The sequence below is a fragment of the Spirobacillus cienkowskii genome, assembly GCF_037081835.1.
Classification (GTDB): domain Bacteria; phylum Bdellovibrionota_B; class Oligoflexia; order Silvanigrellales; family Silvanigrellaceae; genus Silvanigrella; species Silvanigrella cienkowskii.
On record NZ_CP146516.1, the window covers coordinates 2,735,326 to 2,747,590 of the forward strand.

Annotated in this window: 13 protein-coding genes; all 13 read right to left on the reverse strand. The window is 33.8% G+C overall.

Annotated features, from left to right (window positions below; genetic code table 11):
* Positions 1-11 precede the first annotated feature (11 nt).
* Complete coding sequence (gene coxB, locus Spiro2_RS12335) at positions 12-992, reverse strand: cytochrome c oxidase subunit II (RefSeq protein WP_338636165.1); 981 nt, start codon at positions 990-992, stop codon at positions 12-14.
* An 11-nt stretch (positions 993-1,003) separates the two neighbouring features.
* Complete coding sequence (locus Spiro2_RS12340) at positions 1,004-1,867, reverse strand: SCO family protein (RefSeq protein WP_338636166.1); 864 nt, start codon at positions 1,865-1,867, stop codon at positions 1,004-1,006.
* A gap of 13 nt (positions 1,868-1,880) precedes the next feature.
* Positions 1,881-2,228: a hypothetical protein gene (locus Spiro2_RS12345; protein ID WP_338636167.1), complete on the reverse strand. Its 348-nt coding sequence runs from the start codon at positions 2,226-2,228 to the stop codon at positions 1,881-1,883.
* Positions 2,229-2,240: 12 nt separating this feature from the next.
* On the reverse strand, positions 2,241-3,455 hold the full coding sequence (locus Spiro2_RS12350; protein WP_338636168.1) for a hypothetical protein: 1,215 nt from the start codon (positions 3,453-3,455) through the stop codon (positions 2,241-2,243).
* The gene (locus tag Spiro2_RS12355) at positions 3,452-4,117 is read right to left on the reverse strand and encodes a cytochrome c (protein ID WP_338636169.1); all 666 of its coding nucleotides are present in this window, start codon (positions 4,115-4,117) and stop codon (positions 3,452-3,454) included. The genes Spiro2_RS12350 and Spiro2_RS12355 overlap by 4 nt, the downstream gene beginning before the upstream one ends.
* Positions 4,118-4,121: 4 nt before the next feature.
* The gene (locus Spiro2_RS12360) at positions 4,122-4,661 is read right to left on the reverse strand and encodes a DUF3341 domain-containing protein (RefSeq protein WP_338636170.1); all 540 of its coding nucleotides are present in this window, start codon (positions 4,659-4,661) and stop codon (positions 4,122-4,124) included.
* A gap of 32 nt (positions 4,662-4,693) precedes the next feature.
* The gene (locus tag Spiro2_RS12365; RefSeq protein ID WP_338636171.1) at positions 4,694-7,816 is read right to left on the reverse strand and encodes a TAT-variant-translocated molybdopterin oxidoreductase; all 3,123 of its coding nucleotides are present in this window, start codon (positions 7,814-7,816) and stop codon (positions 4,694-4,696) included.
* Positions 7,817-7,884: 68 nt separating this feature from the next.
* Entirely contained in the window at positions 7,885-8,535 is a 651-nt protein-coding gene (locus Spiro2_RS12370) for a cytochrome c3 family protein (protein ID WP_338636172.1), read from the reverse strand.
* A 307-nt stretch (positions 8,536-8,842) separates the two neighbouring features.
* On the reverse strand, positions 8,843-9,727 hold the full coding sequence (gene cyoE / locus Spiro2_RS12375) for a heme o synthase (protein WP_338636173.1): 885 nt from the start codon (positions 9,725-9,727) through the stop codon (positions 8,843-8,845).
* A gap of 35 nt (positions 9,728-9,762) precedes the next feature.
* On the reverse strand, positions 9,763-10,227 hold the full coding sequence (locus tag Spiro2_RS12380; RefSeq protein WP_338636174.1) for a hypothetical protein: 465 nt from the start codon (positions 10,225-10,227) through the stop codon (positions 9,763-9,765).
* A gap of 156 nt (positions 10,228-10,383) precedes the next feature.
* Positions 10,384-11,043 (reverse strand): HAD-IA family hydrolase, encoded by a 660-nt coding sequence (locus Spiro2_RS12385; RefSeq protein WP_338636176.1) that lies wholly within the window; start codon positions 11,041-11,043, stop codon positions 10,384-10,386.
* A 3-nt stretch (positions 11,044-11,046) separates the two neighbouring features.
* Positions 11,047-11,448 carry a cupin domain-containing protein gene (locus tag Spiro2_RS12390; protein WP_338636177.1) on the reverse strand — a complete coding sequence of 134 codons (402 nt, stop codon included), beginning with the start codon at positions 11,446-11,448 and terminating at the stop codon, positions 11,047-11,049.
* Between the two features lie 9 nt (positions 11,449-11,457).
* Positions 11,458-12,261: a hydroxyacylglutathione hydrolase gene (gene gloB, locus Spiro2_RS12395; RefSeq protein ID WP_338636178.1), complete on the reverse strand. Its 804-nt coding sequence runs from the start codon at positions 12,259-12,261 to the stop codon at positions 11,458-11,460.
* Positions 12,262-12,265: the final 4 nt, after the last annotated feature.

Below are 12,265 nucleotides of genomic sequence, written 5' to 3' on the forward strand. Positions count from 1 at the left end.
CTTAAAATTTATTATTTTAATGACTTTATATATTCGACTAGAGCATTAAGCTCTTTATCATTGAATTGTCCTTGATAAGATGGCATCACAGATGGATATCCAACTACCACGCGAACATTTGGGTTTAAAATTGACTCTCGAATATAATTGTCGTCAAATTTTACGGTTTCTTTTTTACCGTTTGCCAAAATTATTGCTTGCTCCTCATTATAAGAACCAAAAAGTGGTGGCCCAACAGATCTTACTTTAGATTTAGAAACATCATGACACGAGGCACAAGCGCCTTTGCCTTCAAATATTTTTTTACCTAATTGAGCAGGAGTTAATCCAGCGCCTTGCGCAGCGAGCATTGCTTTTTGGTATTCTGGTTCAGATACAACGCGAACATAACGTACCATTTGCGAATGTTTAGTACCGCAATACTGCGTGCATAAAATGGGGTAATTTCCTTCTTTTTCTGCTTTAAACCAGAGAACTGTGTATTGATTAGGTAAAACATCACGATTAATTCTAAAATCAGGGACGTAAAAACCATGAATTACATCAGCAGAAACCATTGTTAATCGAACAGGAGTATTAATAGGAACAATTAAGTCAGAAGTTTCTGCTCCACTTTTTCCATCTATAAATAACCAATCCCATTTTCTACCAATTACTTTAACTTCTATTGAATCTTGTGGCGGTTGGTTTAGCTTAACCCAATCTAAAAATCCCCAAGCAAAAATTATAATAAAAAGAATTGCAGGTATAACACTCCAAATAATTTCTAATTTGGTGTTACCATGAATATCAGTGGTTCTTTCTCCTTCTTTCTTTTTACGATACTTCCATGCGAAGTACACCATAAATCCAACTACGACAATAAAGAAAAATACGGATAAACCATAGATAAAGTAAAATAAGTTATCCTGGCCACCTGTCATAGGAGAAATATTTTGCGGTAACCAAAATGACCCCTGCCATGTAGTGTCTTGTACTGCTGTTCCTGACACGTTTGTACTCCCTAATTAACCTTCTTGCGTTTATCACGCCAAAAAAAGTATCCTAAAAATAAAATTAACAATAAAACAGTAATTGAAGCTGCAATTCTAAGAATCCCTATCGCAAATGCATCGTATTTTCCTGTTGTGGGATTGTAATGAAAGCACGTTAATAAAACCTGGTCTGTTGGTGATCCTATTTTATTTTTAGATGCATCCATTAATGCAAATTTTATATCTCTTGACTTATACGTAATTCCATAAAGATAACTAGAAATTTTACCTTCAGGTGTAATTACAAAAATTGCTGCCGCATGTGCAAATTCATTGCTAATTGGATCATATTTATAGTAAAATCCAAGCTGATCCGTCAGCTTTTTAATATTATTTTCATTTCCTATGTAAAATTTCCAATCCGCATTGTCTTGCTGCGTAAGTTTAACAAACTCTAGTTGTTTTTCTTTTGCAACTTCAACATGATCTGTTGGGTCAAAACTCACTGTAACAACACGAAAATCTTTACCTATTGGCCATGCTAAATCTTTTAAAGTTTTAGCAAAATTAAATAATTGAATTGAACAAAGAGTTGAACATCTATAGTAATTTAATGTTAAAATAACAGGCTTGCCTATGCTTAACATATCTGAAATTTTTGTTAATTTTCCATTTTCATCTGTAAAAGTTAAATTAAGATCTAATTGTTTTCCTAAATGTTCTTGAATTGAGACGCCTTGCATGACTTTTGGCAATTCGCTTGCAGGTAATGCTCCAGGAGCTAAAGCCCTTTTTTGCGAAGGCATAGAAACTCTTTCATCAAAAGCAAAGACTCTCTTTTGAGATAAAGAGAAAAAAATTGCGATTGAAATGAAAAAAAAACATGACTTCAAAATTTAAACCCCTTTAATGATCAGCGTTTTCTTTTAAAATAATTTCAATAGATTGATTTATTGGTATTTGATATAAACCGTTGTCAAGCTTTTTATATGTATTTAATAATTCGTTTTGGGATTGAACATAATTTAATCTGGTTTCATTACCCATTCCCGTATTCATAGCATCAGAAAGAGAACTACTTGTTTTCCATAAAAGAGTATAAGTAATAGCTGCGACAACTAGTAAAAAAGCAAAAGAAAGTAAAACAATAATCGAAGTCACCAATACAGGAGGACGATCTGGCTCGTCTTCTTGCGAGCTTGAATCATGTCCCGCTGAATGAATAAAAGGAATACCTTTAGTATATTTCAACATTTCATTACCACCTTAAACGTTTTCGTAATTCATAGACTCAGGCAAAAAAGGATCTTTAATTGGAACAAGAGCTTTTCTACGAGCAATAACTCCAAATAGAGCAACAAAAAGTCCACCAATGCCTAGAAAACAAAAAATGTCTATAAAACTAAACTGTGGACCATGTTCGTATTTGGAGGGCATTACTAACCAATAAATATCTAAGTAATGCATTATAATCATCCAAACTGAAACTCCAACCAACATAGAGCGAGAACGCTTAGCCCTTCTAGCCATTAAAAATAAAAATGGAACTAAAAAGTGACCAATACACAAAGCAATCAAAATATATGACCACCCGTGACTTTCTCTCACTTCATACCAAGCTGTTTCTTCTGGAATATTGCCATACCAAATTAATAAATATTGAACAAAAGCCGCATATGCCCAAAAACAAGTATGACCAAAAACTAGTTTTCCTAAATCATGATAATGCTCAACAGTAACAACTTCGCTTAATGATTTTACATTCTGTAATAACCTTGTTGCAACTGTTAAAACTGCAAAGAAAACCATGTAACAACTAGCAAAAAAATACAAACCAAATATTGTAGAATACCAATGAGGATCTAAAGACATAATCCAGTCAAAAGCGGCAAACGTAACACAAAATCCAAGAACTATTAAAAATGGGTAACTCGCATTTTGCAATTTACGCGTTATTTTATAATCTCCTGTTTCGTCTTGTAATGCAGAGTACTTCGCAAAATACATAGCAGCCCAAGTAAACATGATCATATAAAAAATAGCGCGAATATAAAAAAACGGAATGTTTAAATACCATTGTTTTGACTGAATGATCTTATCAGCCATAGCCTCTTCGCTTAACCAATGATGATATAAAGTAGAAGTTCCCAAGGCCATTATAATTAACAAAACAAAAAATAACGGCATTGTCATTGCAATATTTTCTGCTAGCCTACGAACAACAACACTCCAACCCGCTTTTGTTGCAAACTGAATTAAAACAAAAAACACAGCCCCAATTGCAATACTCAAAAAGAATAGCCACCAGGTATGAAATGAAAAGAAAAAATACTCAGCATCTGATCTTCCAAACATAAAGGCAATTAACAATGCAATTAAGCCCACCGCAGAACCTGCTAGCGGCAATTTTGCAAACAAATGATCTTCCGGGAGAGAGGCATTATCTTTTGTTAAAATTATTTTATTGTGACCGCTGCTCATTTTTTACTCCAACCATTTTTTTCACGAACATCTTGAGGAATATTTTCTAATTTTGCGGTTCTAGAAATTTGAAGTGCGCGAACATATGCAACCACAGCCCATCTGTCTTCTACAGATAATTGCGCAGCAAAACCAGGCATATTCCAATTATTCACACCATTACGCACAGCATCATAAATTTTACCAACACTCAAGTTGAGTCTGTCTTGATCATGTAAATTTGAAGGCCTAATAGAACCACCTGCGCGTTGCGTAACTAACCCATTTGAATCACCCGCATAACCATGACATGGTGCGCAATAAATATTGTAGCCCTCTTGCCCTTTTTTAAGTAACTGAGATGTAAGTTTTATTGGATATTTCTTAACCCATACTGGATTTTTTTCAGAAGAATTTTGCTCAAAACCGTAATACAATGGAAAATTTGTTTTTTCTTCACCTTGAGCAACAGTTCCTGCTACTGGTTGACGATTTGATAAACCATCTTTATAAAAATCATTTTTTGATTGTGGATCGTAAGATGTTTGTTCAACCATATTCTGAATAGGTAAAATTGGTGGTTCCTGACTTTTTTGACCTCGACATCCAGAAAATATTATGGAGGCAAGCGTAAGACTTACACAAGGTAACAGTATTTTTTTATTGAAATTATTTCTAATCATAAAGTTACAGCTCCACAACTTCTACTTGAGATGCACCCAATTCTCTTAAAAATTCAGAGGTTTTAAGCTCATCAAACTTAGGATCACTTGCTTCTATCGATATAAAAAACTTATCATCACTTGCTCGCTTAAATGATTCGGAGCGAAACAATGAATGATACCATCTTGGTAACTTATTTAAAGCGAGCATGCCTATTAAACAGGCAATTGCAGCGGAAAGTACTGCGCATTCAAATGCAGGCAAAAAATATCCTGTTAATCCCCAAAACGGCTTACCTGCAACAATAAATTTATAATCAACAGCATTCATCCACACCCACGTTGCACCACCACCTAAACCACATATCGTTGCAGTTGCGCCAACAATCCAAGAAAGCTTACTTTGTGGTAGCCCCATAGCTTTATCTAAACCATGCACAGGAAATGGAGAGTGAGCGTCCCACTTTAAAAATCCTTTATCTCGCACTTTTTCACAAGCATGATAAACATCAGCAGCAGTTTCAAATTGTGCTAAAATCCCATAAATTGGTTTGTTATTTGTCATAAAATCAATTCCTCCACAGCCATAACCGCTCTTTAAACAAGCTCGGGATTTGCGTTACGAATTTTCGCTAGATAAGTTGTCCTAGGTTTCGTGTTTAATTCCCCAAGCAATGAATAATTACGAGTATTATCTTTAAGCTGAGAAACGGCTGAGTTAGAATCCGCAATATCTCCAAATACAATTGCATTGGTTGGACATACATTTTGACATGCTGTTAATACAGCCCCGTCAGGAATTATACCATCAGAAGTCTTTTTAAAATGTGCACGTGCTTTATTAATTTTTTGGACACAATAAGTACATTTTTCCATAACTCCTCTAAAACGAACTGTTACGTTCGGATTTTTTTGCATTGCATATAGAGGATTTCTTTCATCGTCTACTTTACTGTAATTAAAAAAGTTATATCTTCTGACTTTATAAGGACAGTTATTTGCACAATAGCGAGTGCCTACGCACCTATTGTAAGCCATATCATTTAAACCATCAGGACTATGCACCGTTGCTGCAACGGGACATACAGCCTCGCATGGAGCGTTTTCGCATTGTTGACAATTAATAGGCTGAAATGCGGCACGCATTTCAGGATTATCAACATCACCTGTAAAGTAACGGTCAACACGAATCCATGCCATTTCTCGATTTTTAAATACTTCCTGTTTGCCAACCACAGAAATATTATTTTCTGCCTGACAAGCTACCGCACAGGCATTACAACCAATGCAAGTATTCAAATCAATTGTCATACCCCATTGCTGACGAGCCCATTTTTTCTGTGCCGGATTTTCGGGAAATTTAAATAAATTATTTTTCTGTTTTTCAATTGGTAATAACTCGTTTTCTAATACAAAAGACGGGTTTGACTTAAATTTAGCAAGAGTCGCTTCTCTTATAACTGGAGGACGATCTTCTGCAACATTTGGAGTACCGGACATAGAACCATGCTCTTGTGTAGAAACAAGAGAATATGTTTTACCCGTTTTACGAATTGTTAATCCTGAACCGAACCAAGAATCGGAAGTTCGAATTAAATTTGCATTAAATCCGCTGCCACTTGCAACCTTCCCAAACTTACGTCCATAACCAAGATGCAACACGGCGGTAAAATCAGATACACCCGGAGTTTCCCAAACAGCAACTTCCATACTACGATTTTGATATGTAATTTTGACAAGATCAACTTCTGACTTTCCTGGCTTTGGTCTAGCTTGCAAACCAAGCGCTTTTGCTGTTTTTGGACTAATTAAAAGAGCATTATCCCAAACCAATTTTGTAATTGGATCAGGAGTTTCTTGCATCCAAGCATTATTAGTATAATGACCATCATAAACAGTTCTGTCTAAAACAAAGTCTATTTCTAATGATTTTTCGTTTGGATCAATTAGCTTTAAAGTTTTTGAATAATTAGAAGAAAATTCAGCAAAAGAATAATTACCGTGCGAAATTGTCTCTTTTGAAACATCAGAAATAAAACCTTGACTTAAATAAGTACGCCAAGAATTTTCAAAATTTGTTACATTTTTAATTCTATTATGCCAATAATTTTTTACCAATTGGTAACCAGACATATCATCATTTAAACGAGATAATAAATACACAAAAGAATATTCATCAACACAATCATCAAACAAAGGAGCAATAAGCGGTTGCATTATTGCGACAGTTCCGTCTGACGCACGTGTATCACCCCAAGTCTCAAGAAAATGAGTTTTTGGAATATAATATTTACAGCTCTTTGACGTTTCATCTAAAGTATATCCTAGATAAAAACTATCTTTAACTTTTGTAAACAATTTTTCTAAATTATAATTTGCAGGCAATGCATAGACAGGATTTCCACCAATAACAACAAGAGTTTGTATAGAATTATTATCTAATGCACTTTTTAAATTGGCAAAACTACTTAATCCTTTTGGTTTGGTAGTATGTGATACCAAATTGAGGACTTTTCCTACCGCGCCTAAGCCCAAATTAATAGCAAATGCCAACGTATGAACCCAAGATGGTTGTCTATCACCAACTATGACTAAAGCAAGACCATTTTGTTGGTAAAGATCTTTAGCGCATGATTTAATAAGTTTTACTAAAGGCTCAGGAAAAACTCTTTTATATTTTAAATTTTCAGCAACTTCAGATGGAAACTTCACACCAAAAGTTGAATTTAATTCTGCAGCAACAGCTATTAAAAACTCTCCAAGACGTCCGCTACGAAGAGTAAAATGGTGATCCGCAATCGCACCTGTGGTAGAAAAATTTGATTCCACGCTATATAAGCGATTCATTGAAGACTTTGGATCAGCAACTTTTCTTTTCTCTGCAAACTGTCTTGCATTTTTGACACTATCGCCTTCAATTCCCATAAAGTCAGAGTCTAAAGCCAAAATAACATTTGCATTAAGTAGATTATATGAAACGTCTGCCGGAGATTTTGCAATTTCGGAAAATGAATTCACTCTGTTGCTTGAGTAAGTTGTATCTTGTTCTACAACAATTGCCTTAGGATAATTTGATTTAAATTCTTCAATTAAACTTGCAAATGCTAAAGAATGATTTGCTTCATACACAAGTGCTAAATCACTTCCTTCAGATTTTTTAGATTTTTCTAGAGCTTTTTTAAGAGCAACTTTAAGATCTTTTTTAGCAATTTTTTGTCCTGAAAGTAAGCAATTTTGCCCTCTATCTGGATCGTACATATTAAGAATTTCTGCTTGTGCAAAACCGTTTGAAGAACCAATTTTACTTCCCGCTATAGGGTTACTTGTAACGTGACGCGAGTTCCCGTCAATTTTTGTAGGGCGACCATCCGTACTTGTTACCATCAACCCAAGAATTCCACCTCCAATTTTTGCTGAAGTTGTATAGAACTTAGGTATTCCAGGAGTTGTATCTTCTGGACGATTATTTTCTGGATAAATATGCTCTTTAGGACGTCTTATACATCCTGTTGACGCAACTCCAGCAAGCGCCATGGATGCGCCAATAATCTCTAAAAATTTTCTTCTGTGAACACCTGGTCGTAGCTCAAGTTCACTTGCTCCGTGAGGAAATTCGCGTTGCATTTTATTTAGAAAATTTGGCGAATTTTCTAAATCTTCTACGCTACGCCAAAGTATCTGCTGTTTGTTTTGTTCATCATTGGAATTGAACTTTGTCATGGTGCAAACTTTCCAATCAAAATTTGTTACTTAACGATATTACAAAAAATACTCGTCTTAAAATTTAATTAATAATGACAAGCTCCGCATGCTTCAGGAGGTTGTATTAATTTATTTTTATAATCTGGATCACTCAGTGGTTTATAGTTTACTGAATGAGGATCGAAAACCATATTTGTAAGTTGATCTTGAGGTCTAATATTTGGCAGTGGATTGCGATGGCAATCAAGACACCAACCCATACTCAAAGGACTCACCAAACTAATCACTTCCATTTTGTCAACTCTACCATGGCACGACACACAACCAACGCCCGCGTTTAAATGCGCGCTGTGATCAAAATGAGCATGTCTTGGCAAGGAGTAAACATGAACCCAAGGTATTGGTTTTTTATTGTTATAACTTTCATGTAAAAGCTTTAAACGCGGACTTTCTTTCTTTACTTTATTATGACACCCCATACATGTCTCAGTAGGTGGCAGAGGAGCTATGGAAGTTTTCTCTACTCCACTATGGCAATATCGACAGTCCATTCCCATTTGCCCAGCATGAAGCTGGTGACTAAACTCAATTGGTTGTTGAGGTTCATAACCTACAGCCAAAAATTTTGGCGAAAAATAGTACCAAATTCCAGTAACTAAAGTTACCACTAGCAAAGGAATACCTATACCAAGATATAAAGGAATTCGGTTTGTCCATTTTGGAAATATCGGTTCCACGGCACCACCTAAAATATAGCAAAAGCTAAATAATAATTAAAAAATACTTTAAATAAAGTAACAACATTCTCACAATAGAAAATTCACTGAAAAGGAACTCTCCAACGCTATGTTGCGAAAGTGTTCTATCGGATCATCACAATACGAGCAAGAGCTCCATCTTAGATCATTAAAAACATTTTCTAAACTCTTAATGTATCAGAAATTTAAATTTTCTCGCCCTAGGGATCAAATGTCAAGATAATAAACAAAAGTGTGGCTATCGAAAATGAGAACTATTCTCAAGAAAAAATTTTATATTTTTAAATTACAAATTCATTATAAACCAAAACAATCTATCTACAACAAGACCAAGCACTAAAAGAGGTAAATAAACAAGTGAAGCAAGAAAAAATTTTCTAGGCCAACCCGCATAAACTTTTTTTTCTAATCCTTTAATGCTTAAACGAAGAAACCAAATACCAAGAATAATTGCAACTCCTAAATATAAAAAACCACCAACTTTTAATGGAACAAGTAATACACTAAAAATAAAAAGCACAAATGACCATATCACAGCTTGAATTTTTGAAAGGTACTCTCCTCTAACAACAGAGACAACTTTAATTCCTGCATTGATATAATCTTCTTTATGATAAATTGAAATTGCAATAAAATGTGGCATTTGCCATGCAAATAAAACTCCAAAGAGGATAAGTCCTTCTAAATCAATTTTATTTGTCACCGCAGTCCAACCGAGAAGTGGCGGCATGGCTCCAGGAAATGCTCCAATTACAAGAGCTAGCGGCGTTTTAAACTTTAAAGGCGTATAAATAAGACAGTACGCAAAGATGGCACTCACAGCCAATAACGCTGTTAATAAGTTAACAAAATAAGTCAATATAACAATACTAAGAATACCTAATAATATTGCAAAAAAAACAGCGTAATAAGTTTTCATTCTTTTCATAGCCAATGGCCGAAACTTTGTTCTTCTCATTAATCTGTCAGTTTTTCTTTCATAAATCATATTAAAAGCGTTTGCTGAAGCAACAGAACATGCGGTTCCTATAAGAGTCATTACAAAACTTAAAACCGATATGCTTCCAGGGGCAATAATAACTCCACCTGCCGTCATCAACACACAAAAAAATAAGATCCGCGGTTTGCTCAATTCTATGAAATCATAAAAAGTATAATTTTTTTTAGACATTTTTTATTTTTTTTCCAAAACACTATTGTTATATGCTACAAAGCTTTTGCTGCATTTTTACAGTAATCTCCAATAACTTGCCAGATATCTCCACAAGCTTTTTTTTGTCTTTTCAAAGTTTTATTTTGCATATATGGACTGCATTGTTTTACTCCAAAGTTGTAATCATATATTTCTTCATTAAATTGTTTACATTGCGAAGTTTTATCTGAATTTGCTAAACAAACTTTTATCATGCGCGATACTGTAGAATCGCAAAGTTGTGTCATTGCATCACATCCTTTAAACCATTCCATTGTTTTGTCTGCGCATTCATTTAATGTTAAAGTACCAGATTCTTCCTGCATTTTAGCCAATGAAAACGTAATTTCTTTAGAAGAGTTTTCATAATTTCTAAAAACAATAAAACCAATAATTACAGAAAGTGTAAATAGAGCAATTACAAAAGGAACTCCCATATCGCCCTTACGTTTGTATGCCTGTATTTCTTCTTCTTGCATTTTTTCTCTCATCAATTTAAGTTTATCATCCTGAAAATAGAATCACATTTGTAGCATGCATAAAAATATCACTACCTTTATGAGGCTTAGCCCATTCATTAAACAATTTCTACAATTATGCATTTCAATTTTTTAAATTGATTTAAAGCATGGCTATTAAATTAAAGATAGTAAGTCGTTAGGATTGTTAATTATGAAATCTGGGGAAACAGCTCCTGGCTCTTTATTGTAGCCCCAAGAACACCATACTGTAACTGCACCAAAATTTTTACCACAAACAATGTCACCGGAACTATCCCCTACCATAAAAGCCTTATCTTCAGAGGGCAAAAACTGAAATCTATTTGCAAGTATTTTTAAAGGTAGTGAGCTTGGCTTCATTTCAGCGCAACTGTCACCACCCATTACATCAGTTATGTATGGCATAAGACCGAGAGCGGCTAATAATGCTCTGGAGTGAATTTCTGGTTTATTTGTAACAACAAAAATTTTATAATTTTGTGACAATGTTTTTAATAAAATATCTATGCCAGAATAACATTTTGACTTTAAACAAATATTATCTAAATAATGCTTTTCATATTTTATTTTAACTTCTTGGTATAAAGTATCAAAATTACTGGCATTAAATTTAGAAAAATAATCATTAAAGCAATTTACATATAGATCATGCATTCCACGATTAACATATTTTTTTAATAATTGAGTATCTCGCAACTCAAGACCCAAACTCTCTCGAACAGCATTAACTGAATTTGCCATGTCATCTTGAGAATCTTCTAAGGTTCCATCTAAATCAAAGAAAAAAAATTTCATGTCTCACCCTCCATTTTGCTGAAGATACTCTAAGCTTCCTTTTCCATCACCATGTTCTGTTACTTTTCTTTCGCCTGAGTGGCTACCTTTAATTGCAGTAAACGGTTTTGAATTATGAACATAAACTTGATGAGGAATTCCTGGTGGAATAATTAAAATATCTCCTGCTTCTAGGGTAATAGGAAGATTTTCAAAATGAAAAGTTATACATCCAGATAAAGCAGCTCTGATTTCTTCGTAATCATGAGCATGCATACTACGCTCAAACCATGGAGAACATGTTTGCACTCCATAAGAAATAAATCCTAAGGATTCTAATTTTTGCTGCATTAATGTCTCTGTTGGTTCTTCTTTTTGCGACCATTTATAAATGGTAATGCCATTATTAAGCTTATAGTAAAACATAAATTTTTCCTATTTTAAAAGTTCAACGTCCACATTTATATTTTGATATTTATCTCTAAATTGTCTTACTTTACAAAATATTTCAAAGTCATTATTTGCATTTAAAAGAAATTTTAGATTTGGGTCATGCAATCTTAAAAAACTATTAAATATTTTTTCGGATCCTAGAGTAAATGGAATTGTTGCTTTATTTTGTTTTCTTAATTCTTTTACATCTTTTATTTTTTGTTTTATTTTTAGATTTTCTGGTTCCATTTTTTCTAAATACAAATAATTTTCTAGGGTGTATTCATGAGTACACCAAATATATGTTGTATCGGGTAAGTTTTTTATTAAAAAATTAATTGATTGGTACATTTGATAATATGTACCTTCAAAAATTTTTCCACAACCTCCAGAAAAAATAGTATCACCAATAAAAAGGTGATGTTCGCCATTTTTTAACGAAAAAAAGTAACAAATATGTCCTAATGTATGTCCTGGTACATAAAATATTTGAGCCGCTTCTCCCACACAATTTATTATGTCACCATGTTTTAAAAAATGCGTTTGAAATGGAACTCTTCCAGAGTCATTGATTCCTGCACAAACCTCAACATTAGGGAATTCTTTTAATATCAAAGAATTGCCATCAACATGATCACAATGATGATGGGTATTTAAAATCTTTGTCAACTTTAAATTATTAGTCTTAATAAAATTAATTACAACATCAGATAAAGCAGGATCTACAACTACAGCCTCTTGAGATAACTCATCGACCAGTATAAAAATATAATTGTCACTTAAGGCTGTAAGAGTATGAATTTTCATAAAA

Excerpts from the sequence above, each read along its gene's own strand:
- cyoE (WP_338636173.1), bottom strand. The coding sequence starts at position 9,727 with ATGTCTAAAAAAAATTATACTTTTTATGATTTCATAGAATTGAGCAAA.
- Spiro2_RS12385 (WP_338636176.1), bottom strand. The coding sequence starts at position 11,043 with ATGAAATTTTTTTTCTTTGATTTAGATGGAACCTTAGAAGATTCTCAA.
- Spiro2_RS12380 (WP_338636174.1), bottom strand. The coding sequence starts at position 10,227 with ATGCAAGAAGAAGAAATACAGGCATACAAACGTAAGGGCGATATGGGA.
- Spiro2_RS12345 (WP_338636167.1), bottom strand. The coding sequence starts at position 2,228 with ATGTTGAAATATACTAAAGGTATTCCTTTTATTCATTCAGCGGGACAT.
- gloB (WP_338636178.1), bottom strand. The coding sequence starts at position 12,261 with ATGAAAATTCATACTCTTACAGCCTTAAGTGACAATTATATTTTTATA.
- Spiro2_RS12355 (WP_338636169.1), bottom strand. The coding sequence starts at position 4,117 with ATGATTAGAAATAATTTCAATAAAAAAATACTGTTACCTTGTGTAAGT.
- Spiro2_RS12360 (WP_338636170.1), bottom strand. The coding sequence starts at position 4,661 with ATGACAAATAACAAACCAATTTATGGGATTTTAGCACAATTTGAAACT.
- Spiro2_RS12390 (WP_338636177.1), bottom strand. The coding sequence starts at position 11,448 with ATGTTTTACTATAAGCTTAATAATGGCATTACCATTTATAAATGGTCG.
- Spiro2_RS12365 (WP_338636171.1), bottom strand. The coding sequence starts at position 7,816 with ATGACAAAGTTCAATTCCAATGATGAACAAAACAAACAGCAGATACTT.
- Spiro2_RS12350 (WP_338636168.1), bottom strand. The coding sequence starts at position 3,455 with ATGAGCAGCGGTCACAATAAAATAATTTTAACAAAAGATAATGCCTCT.